This is a genomic window from Bacillus sp. EB01 (assembly GCF_000613125.1).
GTDB lineage: Bacteria > Bacillota > Bacilli > Bacillales > Cytobacillaceae > Bacillus_D.
This window is the reverse complement of sequence record NZ_HG964497.1, coordinates 173526-192450: the sequence shown is the minus strand read 5'-3', so window position 1 is coordinate 192450 and position 18925 is coordinate 173526. Positions and strand designations below refer to the sequence as shown.

Genomic DNA, 18925 nt, shown 5'->3' with positions numbered 1-18925 from the left:
CCGGATAAAGTGGAAGAGTCCGAGCCCTAGCATGAAAACGAACCCACTGTTCGCCAATGACGATAAGGACATGGAGGCAATTGAAGAAATTAGAAGAAAGTGACATGTGAATTTACAGCGAGGTCTTGTCTAGTATTCATGCGGTTTTATTTCCGTGACAGGGTTTCTCGATACATAATTGCAGTTTAAGATACTTGCAAACTAAATTAGTGACCAAATAAGGCAGGAATAGGTAGTGGATTTAATCATAAATTAGATAATTTAAAATTTTCTAAAAAATAATTGACCGGAATGATAGTTTAAAATATAATCTAAAATATGATATCTGATATATCAGATATTTTATTTGCAGAAACTTTGAATGGGGGAATGTTTACTTAGAAAGGAAAAACTCTTCACTGTTTTGGTCTAGTAGATAAAGTACAAAATTTAAAAGGAGGCTTTTATGAAAGCGCTTAAAAATCTGTTTGGATTGTGTTTTCTTATTTCTATTAGTCTAGTAATCGCTGGGTGTTCAAGTGGAGAAAGTGCAGCTAAGAAGAATACGAAGACAGATTTTCCGAAAAAGTCTATTGAATTGATAATTGGGTATTCAGCCGGCGGTGGTACTGATGTTGTCGCCAGGCATGTAATCGAAGCAGTAAATAAGCATATGCCTAATGGACAAAGCATTGTTGCGGTAAACAAACCGGGTGGGAGCGGCACTATTGCATTAGCTGAAGTCATGAAGGCAAAACCAGATGGGTATACATTGGGATCAGTGACAACAGGCAACCTTGCAATACAGCCAAACTATGGAAAAACGCCATATGAGAGTGATGGTTTTATACCAATTGCACAATTTAATTCAGCACAAAATCTATTAGTTGTTCAAGCCGATGCCCCATGGAAAACGTATGATGAATGGTTAGAATACGTAAAGAAAAATCCAGGTAAGTTTTCTTATGCTACTGCTGGCGCAGGCAATACGCAGCACTTGGCTATGGAAGCTTTAAATATTAAGGAAAAAATCAAAACAAAACATGTCCCATTTGATGGAGCAGCACCAGGAATCACTGCTTTATTGGGAGGCCACGTCGACGGAGCAGTAATTTTAACACAGGAGGCAAAACAACATACTGAGTCAGGAGCGTTGAGAGTCCTTGCAAATATGGGCACCACAGAACTCTCTGATTATAAAGATGCGGCTTTCCTTAAAGACCAAGGGTATGTTGGATTGGATACATGGTCGGGTGTTGTAGCACCAAAGAATACACCTAAGGAAGTTATTGAAATACTTCAGGAAGCCTTTAAAAAGGGATTAGAGGAACCAGAATTAAAAGAAAAGTTCAAAAAAATCGGACTCGAGCCGGCATATGCGGGATCTGAAGAATTTGCAAAAAATATAAAGGAAAGTAACAAAGTTACAAATGATGTTGCAGAGCAAATCGGTTTGACAAAATAACTCGGTAAATTGTAAGCGTTTTAAAAAGGGGGTGTGTCATGGCAAGGCAAAATGCTGCCCTATGGGCAGGTGTCGCGGTTATAGTGTTCGGTGCAATCTTCCTCTTTCAAGCTCTTGAGTTTGACTATTATGGTGAAAATGGTCCAGGTCCGGGTCTCCTTCCTTTGTGGTTGAGTGTTCTTATTATGATAATGGGCGTCCTTTATATAGTTGAGTCGCTTCGTCATAAAGTTGCATTCAAGGAAATACTTCCGTCAGGACAAGGATTAAAGAACGTATTAATTATATTGGGATCATTGGTTCTTTTGCTTCTAACAATTAACTTTATCGGTTTTACTTTGGCAAGCACACTATTTCTCTACATCTTACTCGTAAGAGAGTATAAGTGGTATGTAGGCCTGGGAATCGCACTTGGAATCTCTCTCTTGCTTTTTTGGGTGTTTGGTAGTTTGTTGAGTATTCCGCTTCCGGTTAATTTGTTTGGATGGTAAGGGGGGAGAAAATTGGAGTCATTGTCAATGCTGTTTGAAGGATTTTTATTGGCCTTGTCAGGCTGGAATATCTTTTTCTGTCTTCTTGGAGTCACAATCGGCATGCTTGTAGGTGTAATGCCAGGACTTGGGCCAACAGCCGGGACTGCAATGTTGATTCCGCTTACATTTGGGATGGATCCCATGTCAGCTATTATCATGCTTGCAGGAATATATTACGGAGCTATGTATGGAGGTACCATTACAGCTGTCTTGATCAATACTCCCGGAGAAGCTGCTTCTGTCATCACAGCTCTTGATGGTTATCAGATGGCTAAACAGGGAAGGGCAGGTGTGGCGCTTGGAGTATCTGCCATAGGGTCGTTCGTTGGAGGAACAATAGCTGTACTGGGGCTGGCTTTTATAGGTCCTCCACTTGCAAAATTTGCACTTAAGTTCGGACCGCCTGAATTCTTTGCTTTAATGATGCTAGGATTATTGATGGTAGTTGGATTAATGGGAAAATCCATTATCAGAGGGATCATAGCCGCTGTCTTTGGTTTGATATTATCATTAATCGGAATGGATCCTGTCTCGGGAACAACCCGATTCACATTTGGGCAATTAGATTTATTGAACGGCCTGGATTTTGTCGCGATAGCGATGGGTCTTTTTGGGATATCAGAAATCCTGATGAATGTCGAGAATAAATTAAAGGAAGAAAAGCCTCATGCAGTAAAAGGGATGTTTCCTTCCCAAAATGAGGTTCGTCCAACTATGAAGGCGATTGGAAGAGGGACAGGACTTGGATTTTTATTGGGGCTTGTTCCTGGTACAAACTCTGTTATCGCCTCCATCATGTCCTACTCAATGGAGAAAAAGTTGGCAAAGGATCCCTCAAGGTTTGGCAAGGGAGCCATTGAAGGAGTGGCCGGCCCGGAAACAGCAAACAATGCCTATAGTGGAGCAGCGTTGATTCCATTGTTTACACTTGGGCTTCCGAGTTCTCCAACAGTTGCAGTCATATTGGGAGCTTTTATCCTACATGGATTAACACCAGGTCCTGTGTTGTTTCAAAGTAATCCTTCTTTTGTTTGGGGAGTAATAGCTAGTATGTTTATTGGAAACCTTTTATTGCTCATCATGAATCTTCCGTTGGCAAATATGTGGGCGAAAATCGCGACGGTACCTTACAAGCTCTTGTTTCCAATCATACTGATCATATCGGTTTTAGGCTGTTACAGTGTGAACAACAGTCTATGGGACGTAGGTGTGATGATTGTTTTCGGTATACTGGGATATTTAATGAAAAAGCTGGATATTCCTATTGCCGCTGTTGTTTTAACATTTGTCCTAGGCAATCAAATTGAATCATCCTTACTGCAGTCTTTGGCTATGTCGGATGGCTCTCTAATGATTTTTCTTTCAAGGCCAATTTCAGGTTTTTTAATTATCTTTGCCCTGTTAATTTTAATCTTTAGCATAATCAGTATGGTGAAAAGCAAAAGAAGTATCCTTATTGCTGATGCAGAAATGTAGAGGGGAAATTCGAATGAATAAACCAAAAGTATTGATTGTTCAAGAAATAGCTCAGGAAGGCATTGAGGTTCTTAAAGATGCCGGGTACGAAATAGTTGTCCCCGCTGACCCTTCTGAGGAAGCTTTATCCAAATGTGTAGGTGATTGCGAGGCAATCCTTGTTAGGACGTCAAACATCACGAAAAAAACGATAGATGCTGCTTCTTCATTAAAAGTAATCGCAAGGCACGGAGTAGGGACTGATAATATTGATATTGAGGCAGTAACAGCCAGGAATATCCCAGTCTGTAATGTGCCAACTTCTAATTCAAATGCCGTTGCTGAGCATGTTGTTGGTCTTATGCTTTCATTGGCACACCAAATCAATAGGGCCGATAAAGCCCTGCGAAATGGACGGTTTGAAGTTAGGCATACCTATACAGGAACGGAATTATCCAATAAAGTCCTAGGTTTAATAGGCTTTGGCAATATTGGCAGACTAGTTGCGCATAAGTGCCACCATGGGCTGGGAATGCATGTCAAAGTTTTTGACCCTTATATTAAGAAAACAGAAGAATTTAACTATGTAGAAGTAGCCGGTTCCTTGGATGAATTGGTGGCTGAGTCTGACTTTGTTTCCCTTCATTTACCCTACTCCCCGGAAATGCACCATATGATCAATGAAGAAAAATTTTCAAAATTTAAGCCTACAGCCTATCTGGTAAATTGCGCAAGGGGAGGGCTGGTAGATGAAGCTGCTTTACATAAGGCTCTAATAAATAACATCATTGCAGGAGCAGCGCTGGATGTTTTTGAAAAGGAACCTCCAGGGAATCATCCGCTTTTTGACTTGGAAAATATCATTGTTACGCCTCATATGGCTGCTCACACAAAGGAATCATTAATTAACATGGCTACTGGAGCCGCAAGATCCATTATTCAGGTTTTAAGTGGAGAAAAACCAGCATCCTGTGTCAACATGGATGCAATAGAAGGTGTTAAACAATGAGCGGAAAGAAGATTTCGGTTAATGTACTGAAACCATTTGGAGTTGCCCTATTATCAAAATGCATACCAAAAGATGAAGCTGAGATTGTGATGGACACTTTAATAGATGCTGATTTAAGTGGCGTTCCATCACATGGAGTTTCCAGAATAACGGATTACATAAACCGAATGGAATCCGGATTGATAGAAAGAAGCACGGAGATCGAGTTTAAAAGCAATACTCCAACAACTGCCCTTTTTAATGCCAATAATGGCTGGGGACAGGTTGTGTCGGTCAAAGCGATGAATAAAGCAATCGAAATGGCAGAACAGTACGGAACCGGGTTTGTAGGGGTGTGTGGGTCCAACCATAACGGTACGGCGGCATACTTTACAAAAATGGCTGCTGAAAAGGGTTTCGTAGGTATTGCTATGACGAATACTTCATCTACCATGGTTCCTTTTGGAGGAATGGAACCTTCTCTAGGAACAAACCCAATCTCAATCGCGATACCTGGACCATATGGCTTTCCTATTGTACTTGATATGGCAACAAGCAATGTTGCTAGAGGAAAAATCATACAGGCAAAAAAGAAAAATCAGAAAATACCCGAAGGCTGGGCAATCAAGAAAGATGGGGAGCATACGACAGATCCCGAAGAGGCCCTTGAGGGATACATGCTGCCAATGGGTCCGAAGGGATCGGGACTTGCCATTATCATCGACATTCTTTGCGGTGTAATGACAGGTGCGAATTTCGGAAAGGGTGTTCCCCGTATGTACGACGACCCGGAGCCTCAGCTTATTGGACATTTCTTCGGCGCCATCAATGTAGAAGGTTTTATGAATCGTTCAGCCTTTGATGAAAGAATGAAAGAAAAAGTGGCTGAAACGACCGGAACAAAGCCAATGAAAGGCTTTGATAGGGTTTTTATGCCTGGAGAAATTGAATATTTGAAGAAAAAACAACAATTGGAAGAAGGAATCCTTCTACCACAGGAAATCTTTGAGGAGTTAATTCACACTGGAAAGAAATATGGGGTTGAGATGTCCGATTTCGTAAATATGGAAAAGGTCCAGAACTAACAGGGAAATGGGGAATGAACATGTTCAAAAATAAGTTGAAGGCAAATTTCGCAAGTGGAGATAAAAAAAGTTATCTAAGTTTGTTTGTTGGTTTTCCTTCTATTCATATCGTTGAAATGGCCGCCTTTAATCGCTTCGATACTGTTGTGATTGACTGCGAACATGGGAACTTATCCTATGAAAATATAGAACATATGGTAATCGCTGCGGAAAATGCAGGAATAACCCCCCTTGTTAGGACAGTTTCGAGTGATCCCGGTGAAATATTAAAGGTGCTGGACAGAGGAGCCCACGGTGTTCATGTTCCTCAAGTGGAAACAAAGGAACAGGCAGTACGCATAATTGAAGCTGTAAAATATCCACCCATGGGGAAAAGAGGAGCTGCATTCTCTATGAGGGCAGCAAAATATGGAACTTTGCCGATCGGGGAGTACCTTGAAAAGGCAAATGAGGAAACCTTGGTTTGTATCCATATCGAGAGTGAGAAGGCTATGCAAAATTTGAATGAAATACTCCAAACTCCTGGAATCGACCTAGTTTACGTTGGACCAACGGACCTCTCGGTTTCTTTGGGATATGGAGGCAGTATCGATCATCCTGAAGTATTGAAAGCAGTTGATGAAATAAAGAAAACAGCAGCCAGATATAAGGTAAAAATAGGCGTGCATACAAAAAATGGCCTAGGAGCACAAAATCGTTCCAGATGGGGAGCGGACTATATAGGTGTAACGGTAACCTCCCTTATTATTGATTCTTTTTATGAATACACGTCATCAGCCCGAATGGAAGGAGTTGAAATATAAGGTTGACTATCGGTGAACATAGTCAAAATTAAATCCTATGGGAAAAAATGAACAATTCTCATCATTATCAATCTATTCAACGGAAATCAAGTCGTTAAGGGACATCGTTTTAGAATCTCTTCGTGAATCCATTATAACCGGCAAAATAAAGCCAGGTGAACATTTGAAGGAGAGGCAGCTCGCAGAGGCAATGGGAATCAGCACGACACCAATCAAGGAAGCGCTCCGAATCCTAAGCCATGAAGGATTGGTAGAAACCTATCCTCGTAAAGGTGCGTATGTTTCCCATATGGTCGAAACGTCAATTGCAGAGATATTAATGGTTAGAGCCTCCCTCGAAAGTTTATCAGCCAGATTATGCACGGATAAAATTGATGAAAAGGGACTAAGAGAATTGGAAGTCCAGATAAATAGGATGGAGCACATTGTCAGATCCAAGGATACTGAACGGCTATCTCTCGAAAATACTAAATTTCACCAAATGATCCAACAAGGTGCCGAAAATCCTGTCATTAAGCAAATGTTATCTGTCATTGTAAACTATGACAATATGTTTCGAAAAAAGGCTCTTTCGCTTGAAATGGAAGTCGAAGAAGGTTTCGCCGAACATCGAAAAATCTTTGAAGCAATCAGAGATCGGGATAGTGAATTAGCTGAAAAAAGAATGAAAGACCATATTATGAGAACGACGACACATGTAATGAAATATTTAAACATTGGAGGATAATTTTTATGGATTTCAGCTATTTGCGTAAAAATCTTGAAACAATTACCGCTATTAACATCACTCCCTTCCAAAAGGATTCAAAGGAAATTGATTGGGTCAGTCTGGAGAAAAATATTGAGTTTTTAATAGAAAAGGGACTGAAAGTAATTGTTCCAGCCGGAAACACTGGAGAATTTTATGCTCTTTCAATCGAGGAAGCAAAACAAGTGACAAAAAGGGTTGTTGAGATTGTTGACAAGCGTGCAATTGTTATGGCTGGAATTGGTTACTCTGTTCCCCAGGCTATTGAACTTGGTCTTGCCGCACAGGACGCTGGGGCTGATTGCATAATGATACATCAACCTGTTCACCCATATGTGACTACGGAAGGAACTGTTTCTTATTTCAAGGAAATCATCAATGCACTTGATATCCCTTCAGTTATATATTTTAAAGATCCTCATGTGAGCGACCGTGTTTTATACGAGCTTGCTTCACTAGAGAAATTCATTGGAGTCAAGTACGCGATTAATGATCTCCCTAGATTCACAAAGACATATCGTGAGGTATCGGCAATCCATGACATTGCCTGGATATGCGGGACAGCCGAGAAATGGGCCCCTTATTTCTATCATGCTGGCGCCAAAGGCTTTACATCGGGGCTTGTAAATATTTTTCCTGAAAAGTCCTTTGAACTGTTGCAAGCTCTTCGTGAAAAAGACAATGAGAAAACCTGGAAGGTTTGGGAAGAAGTGCTCTTATTCGAGGACTTAAGGGCAAAAAACAATAATGGAAACAATGTTGTTGTTATAAAGGAAGCTTTGGAGTTGATTGGCTTTAAGGCCGGACCTACAAGGGAACCTGTTAACAGTCTATGTAATGAAGACAAAAAAGAACTTGAGGGCCTACTAACAAAATGGGGGATGCTGGCACCCCAACTTTAATCCAAGGAGGATACAGATGGGAGAGATCGGTGATTTCAAAACACCTATCGTAAAGGAGTTAACGGTCATACCGGTTGCGGGCTCAGATAGCATGCTCCTAAACCTAAGCGGGGCGCATGGCCCGTTTTTCACCCGAAACATTGTCATCATTAAAGATAATTCAGGAAACACAGGTGTTGGTGAAGTTCCTGGCGGAGAAAAGATCCGGGAGACGATAGAACAGGCAAAAGACCTTATTATAGGGCGGCCAATAGGATTATACCGAAACCTTCTAAGAGAAATAAAAGACTGTTTCGCCAGCCTTGATGTTAGCGGCCGGGGTCTTCAGACATTTGACCTTCGCGTCACTATCCATGCCGTAACAGCCGTTGAATCAGCCATGATTGACCTTCTTGGGAAACACCTTAATGTCCCGGCATCTGCACTTTTAGGGGAAGGGCAGCAAAGGGATTCCGTCAAGATGCTTGGTTATCTTTTTTATATAGGGGATAGAAAACAAACGAATCTTCAATACAAAAGCGAACCTGACGCAAAGGACGATTGGTTCCGTCTGCGTAATGAGCCTGCTTTGACAGCTGAATCTATCGTAAGGCTTGCAGAAGCGGCAAGGGAAAAGTATGGTTTCCAGGACTTCAAGCTAAAAGGCGGGGTATTAAGGGGAGATGAAGAAATCGAAGCCGTTACCGCACTGGCAAAAAGATTCCCGGAAGCGCGTATCACGCTGGACCCTAACGGAGCTTGGTCACTTCAAGAAGCAATTCGTTTATGCCGTAACTTGAAAGATGTCCTTGCTTACGCGGAAGATCCATGCGGAGCGGAAAATGGATATTCCTCAAGGGAGGTTATGGCTGAATTCCGAAGGGAAACTGGCCTACCAACCGCAACCAATATGATTGCAACGGACTGGCGGGAAATGGGTCATGCAATTCAATTGCATTCAGTTGATATCCCGCTTGCCGACCCTCATTTCTGGACAATGGCTGGTTCAGTCAGGGTTGCACAAATGTGCCATGAATGGGGCTTAACTTGGGGGTCACACTCCAATAATCATTTTGATATTTCACTAGCAATGTTTACTCATGTTGCTGCTGCAGCACCTGGTGAAATTACCGCAATAGATACTCATTGGATTTGGCAGGATGGCCAGCGTTTAACAAAGGATCCGCTGAAAATTGTCGGCGGAGAAGTAAAAGTGCCGGATAAGCCTGGACTTGGAATAGAAATAGATTTGGAAAGAGTAGAACAGGCACATCGTTTGTACAAAGAATATGGATTAGGCGCTAGAGATGATTCAATTGCCATGAAATATTTAATCCCAAATTGGACTTTTAACAATAAAAAACCTTGCCTTGTTCGTTAACAGAACTTTTAGCATTGGAGGAATGATCATGTCTAAAGCTAGAATTGCGCCTAAGGGGATATTAGGGTTTCCTGTGTCTCATTTTACAGAGAATGATAATCTGGATGAACAGGCTCTTTCTCGGAATATCGAAAATTTAATGAATGAAGGAGTGGAAGCCATATTCGTCGCTTGTGCTGCAGCAGAATACCCTTCATTAAGCGAATCTGAATATGCTGCTTCTGTTGAGGTTGCTGTATCGACAGTCAAAGGACGGCTTCCGGTTTATACAGGGGTGGGCGGAAATATCAAAACAGCACTTAAGTATTCTCAAATTTCTGCAGATAAAGGGGCGGACGGATACCTTATCTTGCCCCCGTATCTTGTCACTGGAGAAAAAGATGGGATAGCTGCCTATTTTAAATCCATTGCAGAAAGCACTGATCTTAATGCCATCGTATATCAGCGTGACAATGTCAGTCTTTCAGTAAAAGGATTAGAAATACTGGCAGAAGTACCCCAAGTAGTTGGCGTGAAAGATGGATTGGGTGATATGGAGTTAAATGTTATGCTCACACAAACATTTGGAAACCGATTTGGATGGCTGAACGGAATGCCTCTTGCTGAAGTAACCATGCCCGCATATCTTCCGCTTGGATTTGATTCTTACTCTTCAGCAATATCGAATTATATTCCCCATATTTCAAGGGAATTTTACAATAGTCTGCTTAACGGAGAAATGGAAACAGTAAGAGACATATACCAGCATGTAATCCTTCCGATTAATAACATTCGCCGTAAGCGGAAAGGTTATGCTGTGTCACTTATTAAGGCAGGAATGGAAATTATGGGATTGAAGGTTGGCAAATCAGTAAGGCTTCCAATTCTTCCAGTGGAAAAACAACATTTTACCGAGATGGAAACAATTTTGAAAAACGCGATGGAACGTTATCCTAAAAAGGAAGCTGCAAAACTAATTTTTTAAGGAGGGGATACAATGACAACCTCGGTTGAAATAAAAACATATCATAATTTTTACAATGGGGAATGGGTTTCTTCCATTTCAAATGAAGTGGAAAAAAGCGTTAATCCAGCCAACACAGAAGATGTTGTCGGTTATGTGCAGAAATCCGTAACAGAGGATTTAAATAGGGCAATAGAATCAGCCAGTACGGCGAAGGATGGATGGAGAAAGCTTTCCGGAGCGGAGAGGGGAGAGTATCTATATAAAGCTGCCCAAATTATCGAAAAAAGAATCAATGAAATTGCCGAAACAGCAAGCCGTGAAATGGGAAAAACTTTTGCTGAAACAAAAGGAGAGACAGCAAGGGGGATTGCGATTTTAAAGTACTACGCAGGGGAAGGTATGCGTAAAGTCGGTGATGTTATTCCGTCAACCGATAGCTCCGCCCTGATGTTTACAACCCGTGTTCCCCTTGGAGTTGTTGGTGTTATTACGCCATGGAATTTTCCAATCGCCATTCCGATATGGAAGATGGCACCTGCCCTTGTTTACGGGAATACAGTTGTAATCAAACCGGCAACAGAAACAGCAGTCACATGTGCGAAGATCATAGAATGTTTTCAAGAGGCAGGTTTCCCTCCAGGTGTGGTAAACATGGTGACCGGCCCTGGAGGTGTGATCGGCCAAAGTATTGCGGATCATCCGAAAGTAAACGGCATTACATTTACTGGATCGAATGGAGTAGGGAAACGGATTGCTCGTTCAGCATTAGAACGAGGAGCCAAATACCAACTGGAAATGGGCGGGAAAAATCCTGTTATTGTTGCAGCTGATGCCGATCTTGACCTTGCAGTAGATGGCACGATAAGTGGAGCATTCCGATCCACCGGTCAAAAGTGCACCGCAACAAGCCGCGTCATAATTGAAAGTTCAGTCTATGAATCTTTTAAAGAAAAGTTATTGGAGAAAGTAAAAGAGATTACGATTGGAAATGGACTTGAAGAGAATACGTGGATGGGGCCATGTGCGAATGAAAGCCAATATAAAACTGTACTCTCCTATATCGAGAAAGGACATTCAGAGGGTGCGACATTGATCGCTGGGGGAAATAAACTTGATGGGAAACCTTTTGATAAAGGGTTTTACCTCGAACCTACAATTTTTGAGAATGTCACTTCAGAAATGTCCATCGCCCGGGAAGAAATATTCGGACCAGTGATTGCACTCATAAAAGTCAAAAATATAGAAGAGGCCATTCAGATTGCAAATGATGTGGAATTCGGTTTGAGCGCCTCCATTTTTACTAGTAATATCAAAAACATCCTTTCATTTATTGAAGATATGGACGCCGGGCTCATTCGCATTAATGCAGAAAGTGCAGGAGTTGAACTCCAGGCTCCGTTCGGAGGCATGAAGCAATCAAGCTCTCACTCGAGGGAACAAGGAGAAGCCGCTAAGGAATTTTTTACGTCAATCAAAACAGTATTTGTGAAATCGTAAAAGCAGGTTTTTTGACCTGCTTTTTATCTCTCATTTCTGAGATCAATACTAGTTCTTGTTATAGCCTGTTTTTTGGAAAGGAGGGGAGGGACATGAAAAGTTATTTTATACTATCTATGTGTTTGTTGTTTTTAACGTATTATTTTTTAAATTTTAACTGGTTACGATACCTTGTTGTCATTATGGCATTCATCTCTTTTTCAGTTTGCATTATAAGGGCCCAAGGGTTTCCCCGTATTCTTGCTATTGGAATGATGGGAAGTGGAATCGCTTTGGAAATAGGCCAGGGAGGGGGAATAGAGGCAATAGTTGACGGAATTTTATTCGTACTGCCGTTACTCTGTATCTTAACGCTCGCACCCCTTCTTTCACTTCCGCTTAAAATAGGCGGATATTTTAAAGCGCTTGATTCCTTCCTCGGGAACATGTTGCATAACCCAAAAGTATTTTTTGCTGGGATAACCGTCACTCTTTTCATCCTAAGCCCAATTCTAAATCTAGGTTCTGTACGGTTAATAGATGAGTTTCTTTCAAACCTAAAACTACCTTCAGCGATTTCTTCTAAACTCTATTTGGTCGGTTTTTCGACAGCAATGTTTTGGTCTCCATATTTTACTTCAGTAACCATGGTCCTTTATTACCTTGAATTGCCTGTTGGAAAATACATATTTTTTGGTGTTTCATTATCTCTTCTTTCATTGCTTTTAGGAAACATACTGCTTGTAGCCTGGGAGGAAAAGCACCCTTTAAATATTATTTCGATTAATATGTCCCCGTTGGAAAGTTGGGAGAAAAATCGGTTGGTCATGTTAAGTTTATATGTTTCCTGCCTTTTATTTACACCATTGTTAATTGAGTATTTTACAGAATGGTCAATGATTGTGATTGTAAGCCTAATTTCAATCTTTCTTCCATTATTATGGGGAACATTTACAAGGGAATGGATCCAGCTTTCCCCCCATTGGAATGCCTTCCGTAATCAGACAGTTCCTATGATGAACAATGAAATTATCTTGTTCACAAGTGCAGGATTATTTGGTCACGCTGTACAGGATACCAGCTTTTCACATTTGATAACCGGGTTCTTGAATACGGTAGCACACCATTCTTTCTTATTGTTTGCTGTAAGTGTAATGGGTATTGTAATCACAGTAACGTATGTGGGTATTCATCCAATTGCTGTTGTAGCAGCACTGGCAATGCAATTGGAGCCGAATGAACTCGGGATTAGTAGTATCGCGCTAGCCATACTTTTGTTGCTAGCCTGGTCTTTATCTGTTTTACTCAGCCCCTTTTCAGGCATTAACCTCCTCGTCAGCAAAATGGTAGGCAGGTCAGGAGTTGAAGTGGGCCTTCTATCCAATGGTTTTTATGTTACACTGGTTGCGACATTAGGCATTGTAATGTTTCTTTTTTTATCATAATGATTAATTGCTTTGTTTATAAGGTATATTTCATATAGGTAATACAACAAAGGGCCAAACTGCCACCTAGGGATATAAATTTATCATGAAGACCCAATATTATAACGGATTTACTTAAAGTTATAGTAGAACATGTTGTTGAGGATTTCCTCCTTCATCCGTGTCCGTAGTCCCTTGACAACATTGAGGTGGGTACTATATGGAGGGAAAAAGAGCCCTTGGAACATACCTCCATAAACTCAGTGGGAATAAGGACATCCTTAAAAATGGAATCCGCACTCAGCACCATCCTTCCCAGTACCTGAGGTCCAATCAGCAGTGTCAGAAAACCAAAGGTGATTATGATCGGCAGGAGCGCCTTTGAAAAACCGGAATGAGAAACCGAATGATCATTCCGAGGATCAAAAACAATATGAATACCAAAATGCTTTTTCCAATAACAACAGGTGGCATACAAAACCTCCAAAACTCTAGGTGTCTACAATTCTCTTTCCAAAGACTGCTGGGTAAAATCAGCAATTCTCGACAGAGCAATAATAAACAAAATGTCTGCCAACTATGACTAAATGTTGTCAAATAGTTATAAGAGTGATCTATCTCTTGAGTAAATTCTCTTCGTTTATGTGAAGGCTTCTACTATGGATGCGCTTGATATAAGTTACGAAAAGGAAAAAGATGAAACAGAAGCATCCTATATTGACAAAGATAACAATATCGAACTAAAAGGCAACGAGGCGATGAAGGAATTAGATGAAAAATTTAAGTCCTTCACTTTTAATCAACATACTCCTGACGAGCAGGTTCTCGAGCAGGTTTTTAAAGCATTTGACCTTCCGGAAAATACAAAAGAGATTGTAATAGAGATTGTATATGCAGATGGGATAGAGAAGGAATATAGAAGATAATGAGTTCAAACAACTGAACAAGGAAACACATAAGAAAAGGAGTAGGGAACCTTCCCCAACTCCTTTTTTACATGTAATATGTGAATAAGATGGTAGATTGATATAAGGTGAAATCTAGCTATATTGGTTAAAATACATGGTCAATCTATAATCTGCCTAACTATTAGATGAAACCTTATTTCCATTGCAATATATGTTTTTGTTTGATTAATGCGCACGACATATAAAATTAAAGGGGAAAGTATATGAAAAAATCTAATATTATTTTCGTCGAAAGAAAGTTTCCTAGTGCAAATATGATTCTTCTTAAGGATAAGCACCCGGTCCTAATTGATACTGGTTTTGGAAGTGATGCGATAGAAACAGAGAGATTAATTAAAGAAGCAGGCGTTTCACCAGAACAATTACATCTTATTGTGAACACTCACTATCATAGTGACCATGTAGGAGGCAATTTTCATCTGCAAAAAAATTATGGTGTTACGATTGCTGCTCATAAATGGGATACAGATCTAATAAATTCTTGTGACCCTGAGGCCTGTAGTGCGGAATGGTTGGATCAGCCTGTTGAACCTTATCGAGTCAACAAAAAGCTATCAGATAACGATGAAATTAATACAGGAAGTAGAACCTTGATAGTCTTACATACTCCGGGACACACTTTAGGGCATATTTCTTTATATGAACCTGAAGAAGAAACATTAATTTGCGGCGATCTCTTCCACAAAAGTGATATAGGATGGTTAAATATCTTTCGAGAGGGTGTTTCATCTATCCAAAGATCCATGGAAAGTTTGGATCGGTTGTCGATGCTCCGGATTCAACATGCATATTCTGGACATGGACCGCAAATTGAGAATCCTATGTCAGCAATTGATGCAGCAAGGGGAAGGTTTGAAAAGTGGCTCCAGATGCCAGAAAAAATTTCATGGCATGCCTGTAAAAGGATTTTTTCATTCACATTAATCATTAAAAACGGATTGGCAAAAGAAGAGATCGACAACTACCTATTAAATTGTGGCTGGTTCAATGATTTTGCACGGTACTCTTTCCAGCTACAACCCGAAAAATTTATTAGAATCTTGCTTGATGAAATGATCCGTTCTGCAGCAGCAATTTGGAAAAATAACCATTTAATCGCAGCCACCCCATACCAAGCACCACAAGAAAACTGGATGAATAAAAACATAAAACCAAGAGATTGGAAAACTCAAGACTTTCTCATATAATTCAAATACAAGACATTATGAATCAGTTGTAGTATGGATGAATTTAGTTTCTGTTTTTGCAATATTCGGATTTTAATTATCCATATTGTAAAAAAGCTTCAGGGGGGATTTAAATGTCTTTAAATGTTGGAGATATCATTACGTTTGAACGGACTTTTACAGTGAAGGATGTTGAATTATTTACAGAGATTTCAGGTGATGAAGGAATTCATCATATAACCCCGGATGAACAGGGAAGGCTTGTCGTTCAAGGGTTATTGACCGCAACTCTACCCACAAAAGTGGGTGGTGATGCCAATGTATTGGCTCGAACGATGAATTTTGAGTTTTTAAGACCGGTGTTTACCGGGGATACAATTCAATGTGAAGTCACTATTGAAAGATACGAAAGGCAAGAAAATGAGAGGATCGGAATAAGGGCTTCATTTGTATGTAAAAACCAGGATGAAAAAGAAGTATTAAAAGGGGATTTTTCAGGTGTAATACTCAAACAGGTTGAGAACCCAATGAAATAATTGTTTAACCGTAAGCATATAACAATTGGGACAATCAGAGCTTATAAAAACTTGGATTAAAACATGAAGGGATCAAACGTGAGTGCATTTATGATTACCATGAATCCCATGACACTATCATAATGGGATTACTCAAAAGTGAATTCACTAGAAAAGTATAAAAAGTTTCCTGCGCGAATTGTTCACTAAACGAAAAGGTTAGAAGATGTAAAATAGCAATCTTACAACCGATTACTTGAAAGGAATATGTACATTGAATATAGAAACGAGTTTAAACAATTGGATAGAATCCTATGAACAAAATGGTTATTTGTGTGGATCTATATTAATATCCATTGGCGGGCAAGTTCTATTAAACAAAGGGTTTGGCATGGCGAATTGGGAACACCTGGTTCATAATAAACCAACTACTAAATTCCGGATTGGATCCCTAACAAAAGCTTTTACTGCTCTTGCTATTTTTCAATTACATGAAGAGAAGAAGCTGAATATATATGATTTTATTGGGAAATATCTTTCATACTACCCGAATGGCGATAAAATCTCAATTTATCACTGTCTAACAAATACCTCTGGAATTCCTAATTACACAAGTTTCGCGGATTTTTGGCCGACAACTATGAGACTTCCGGCTACATTGGTTCAATTGATAGATTCATTCAAAAATCTGGAATTGGATTTCGAGCCGGGAAGTAGTTATGCATATTCAAGCTCAGGTTTCACGCTGCTCACCGCAATAATTGAAAAGGTTTCTGGTATATCGTACGCAGAATACATACAGGAAAAAATATGCCTTCCTTTAGGTATGAATAACACTGGATGTGATGACGGCATCAAGGTTGTTCCGAACCTGGCATCCGGCTATTCATTCTGGGAGAAACCAATACACCCGGCCTATGCCGACTTATCTTTCCCGTTGGGGGCATATGGATTATATTCAACGACTGAGGACCTTATTATTTGGGATAGGGCATTAAAATCATCCCGGCTTCTAAATAAAGAATTAACGGACAAAATGTTTACCCCTAATCTTGATTCATATGCCTGTGGATGGATGGTAGATGAAATTTTCGGTAAGAAATGTGTACATCATTGGGGAGATATAAGTGGTTTCTATAGTGACTTTCTTAGATTTGTAGATGATGACGTTACAATTATATACTTGAGCAACATGAACATATCTCCTGTAACTCATTTAACACAAGAAATCGCCAAGGTGGTTTTTGGAGAAAATGTCCATTTGCCTCTTCCTGCTATACCCATCAATTTAACAAAAGGCCAGTTTTCTGGAACGTACTTTTCTGAAAAAGAACACATCAAGCTTTTCGATATCTCTTATGAAAATGGTGAATTGTATTTAATCGTTCCTAAAATGTACGGGGTAGTATATAAATTTAAACTTGTACCCATTAAGGAAGATTCATCAAAGGCACAATTTGTAACCGAAATGATTAACGAACAGCTTACATTCAATTTTTCTAAAACAGGTGGAATAGAAAGTGTTCTGTATAAAGACTATTATGGGAATAACCATCTAGTTTATAAGTTTGTATAGTTCATCTATTAACTATCCCTAAACCCTTTGTTTCTGTCATCCCACAGTCTATTTTGGCTGTGGTTTTTTTAATGATTGGAGTGTTTGTAACCGAAAATATCACTATTACTCTAAATAAATCAGTTAAACTAATTCTTTAGCACTAATTTCACCGTTAAAATTATCTGAAAAATGAGACTTCGTTTCTATTCCCGAAGTAATATTTAACTATTACACTAGGATTGTAAGCGCTTAAATACTAATTGGGAGGGATTTTATGAGTTTTAAGAGGAAGCTTTTAGGTGTTTCTTTTTCTAGTATGTTGGCTTTTGGTGCGGTAACTGCAGTTGGTATTCCGGTAGGGGCAGTTGGTAATGGCCCAAGCGCTGGGAATGGTTCCATTCAGACATCGATTCTACATACGTATGAAAGCTTGGTCACTTATCTAAAGACTCAAGATGCAAAACAGGATGCAATGACCCTTGAAGTGATTGGGCAGACTGTGAAAGGAAGGGATATCCACCTCGTCAAGTATATTTCAAATCCCGAGAATCCTACAATCCTATTTTTAACTCAACAGCACGGAAATGAACAGCTTACAACCGAAGGCGCGCTTGAATTTATTAAGCACTTGGGTACAAACAAGACGAAGGGTGTCCTTGATAAGGTAAACATTCTTATCATTCCTATGCTCAATGCTGACGGCGCCATGGGAGACGTAAATTTTTCGCTTGATAACTACCTTGCAGACGGGGGCCGCCATCTTACCCGTTCCAATGCTAATAATTTTGACTTAAACCGCGAGCATGATAAAGCAACAGCCAAAATGCAGCCGGAAGTACGTTACCTTCATGAAAATGTTTTCCAAAAATATAAGATTGATTATATGATCGATTTACATCATCAAGGAACTAGAAGTGAAACAGACGGGGAACTGGTATCAGGATCTATCCTCTATCCGACCAATGAGGCGGTTAAACCTGAGGTGTTGGAAAAATCCAAGAAACTCGGATCTGTTGTTTACCATGAGCTTGAAAGCAAAGGCTGGGGACATATTGGGAAATATGACGGGGGTTCGGGAGCGAATATCGGCCGTAATGGTGCAGCCATTCGCTATGATATTGCAACATTGTTATTTGAGATGAGGGGGATGTCAGACCACTATATTGAATCATACGCTCTTGGCCAAAAAAGCAATGGCTATCTTATCAAGCAGACAATTGAAACATTGGATGCAACAGTAAGGGCAATTTCCGATGGTTCAATTAATACTGCTGATACAAGCTTCTGGGATACGCTGCCAACACAAAAGAATAGACCAAGCGAAGAATAGTAATAAATGTACCATACCTGATATCTGGGCGACAGCCTAATGAACATATGGCAGTTGTTATAAGGCGATCAGTAAGAAGCCAGTTTTAGAGAACTTCATAGAAGCAAAAAAGCTAACTTTTATTCCTTGATCGGAAAGAAAGTTAGCTTTTTTATTTATTTCTCAGATTATCAATAATTGGTCTTACATAAGCGAATCTTTCAGGTTATTGAAATTTCTCATTT

At 40.0% G+C, this 18925-nt stretch carries 18 protein-coding genes; all 18 read left to right on the top strand.

Annotated features, from left to right (window positions below; genetic code table 11):
• Positions 1-445 precede the first annotated feature (445 nt).
• The 18 genes from TY16_RS00800 to TY16_RS00720 all read left to right on the top strand — a co-directional run bounded on the left by TY16_RS00800 (position 446) and on the right by TY16_RS00720 (position 18701).
• Entirely contained in the window at positions 446-1444 is a 999-nt protein-coding gene (locus TY16_RS00800; RefSeq protein ID WP_043929763.1) for a Bug family tripartite tricarboxylate transporter substrate binding protein, read from the top strand.
• Between the two features lie 38 nt (positions 1445-1482).
• On the top strand, positions 1483-1935 hold the full coding sequence (locus TY16_RS00795) for a tripartite tricarboxylate transporter TctB family protein (RefSeq protein ID WP_052342542.1): 453 nt from the start codon (positions 1483-1485) through the stop codon (positions 1933-1935).
• Positions 1936-1947: 12 nt separating this feature from the next.
• Complete coding sequence (locus TY16_RS00790; protein ID WP_231505542.1) at positions 1948-3453, top strand: tripartite tricarboxylate transporter permease; 1506 nt, start codon at positions 1948-1950, stop codon at positions 3451-3453.
• A gap of 13 nt (positions 3454-3466) precedes the next feature.
• On the top strand, positions 3467-4441 hold the full coding sequence (locus TY16_RS00785; protein ID WP_043929761.1) for a hydroxyacid dehydrogenase: 975 nt from the start codon (positions 3467-3469) through the stop codon (positions 4439-4441).
• The gene (locus TY16_RS00780; protein ID WP_043929760.1) at positions 4438-5505 is read left to right on the top strand and encodes an Ldh family oxidoreductase; all 1068 of its coding nucleotides are present in this window, start codon (positions 4438-4440) and stop codon (positions 5503-5505) included. Before TY16_RS00785 ends, TY16_RS00780 begins: the two co-directional genes overlap by 4 nt.
• A 20-nt stretch (positions 5506-5525) precedes the next feature.
• Positions 5526-6308 (top strand): HpcH/HpaI aldolase family protein, encoded by a 783-nt coding sequence (locus TY16_RS00775; RefSeq protein ID WP_043929758.1) that lies wholly within the window; start codon positions 5526-5528, stop codon positions 6306-6308.
• A gap of 37 nt (positions 6309-6345) precedes the next feature.
• Positions 6346-7035 carry a GntR family transcriptional regulator gene (locus tag TY16_RS00770; RefSeq protein WP_043929757.1) on the top strand — a complete coding sequence of 230 codons (690 nt, stop codon included), beginning with the start codon at positions 6346-6348 and terminating at the stop codon, positions 7033-7035.
• Positions 7036-7040: 5 nt separating this feature from the next.
• Positions 7041-7958: a dihydrodipicolinate synthase family protein gene (locus TY16_RS00765; protein ID WP_043929756.1), complete on the top strand. Its 918-nt coding sequence runs from the start codon at positions 7041-7043 to the stop codon at positions 7956-7958.
• Between the two features lie 16 nt (positions 7959-7974).
• Positions 7975-9318, top strand: a complete 1344-nt coding sequence (gudD, locus tag TY16_RS00760) for a glucarate dehydratase (protein ID WP_043929755.1) — start codon at positions 7975-7977, stop codon at positions 9316-9318.
• Between the two features lie 28 nt (positions 9319-9346).
• Entirely contained in the window at positions 9347-10282 is a 936-nt protein-coding gene (kdgD, locus tag TY16_RS00755) for a 5-dehydro-4-deoxyglucarate dehydratase (protein WP_043929754.1), read from the top strand.
• A gap of 12 nt (positions 10283-10294) precedes the next feature.
• Positions 10295-11761, top strand: a complete 1467-nt coding sequence (gucD, locus tag TY16_RS00750) for an alpha-ketoglutaric semialdehyde dehydrogenase GucD (RefSeq protein WP_043929753.1) — start codon at positions 10295-10297, stop codon at positions 11759-11761.
• Positions 11762-11853: 92 nt separating this feature from the next.
• Positions 11854-13185, top strand: a complete 1332-nt coding sequence (locus tag TY16_RS00745) for a hypothetical protein (RefSeq protein WP_043929752.1) — start codon at positions 11854-11856, stop codon at positions 13183-13185.
• A gap of 199 nt (positions 13186-13384) precedes the next feature.
• Positions 13385-13549, top strand: coding sequence for a hypothetical protein (locus TY16_RS26005; protein ID WP_155922101.1), 165 nt, complete (start codon positions 13385-13387; stop codon positions 13547-13549).
• A 274-nt stretch (positions 13550-13823) separates the two neighbouring features.
• Positions 13824-14090, top strand: a complete 267-nt coding sequence (locus TY16_RS00740) for a YusW family protein (protein ID WP_052342541.1) — start codon at positions 13824-13826, stop codon at positions 14088-14090.
• A gap of 245 nt (positions 14091-14335) precedes the next feature.
• Entirely contained in the window at positions 14336-15319 is a 984-nt protein-coding gene (locus tag TY16_RS25490; RefSeq protein WP_081772837.1) for an MBL fold metallo-hydrolase, read from the top strand.
• Between the two features lie 113 nt (positions 15320-15432).
• The gene (locus tag TY16_RS00730) at positions 15433-15834 is read left to right on the top strand and encodes a hotdog domain-containing protein (RefSeq protein WP_043929751.1); all 402 of its coding nucleotides are present in this window, start codon (positions 15433-15435) and stop codon (positions 15832-15834) included.
• Between the two features lie 253 nt (positions 15835-16087).
• Positions 16088-17389 carry a serine hydrolase domain-containing protein gene (locus tag TY16_RS00725; protein WP_231505541.1) on the top strand — a complete coding sequence of 434 codons (1302 nt, stop codon included), beginning with the start codon at positions 16088-16090 and terminating at the stop codon, positions 17387-17389.
• Between the two features lie 256 nt (positions 17390-17645).
• Entirely contained in the window at positions 17646-18701 is a 1056-nt protein-coding gene (locus TY16_RS00720) for a M14 family zinc carboxypeptidase (RefSeq protein ID WP_043929749.1), read from the top strand.
• The last annotated feature ends 224 nt before the right edge of the window (positions 18702-18925 follow it).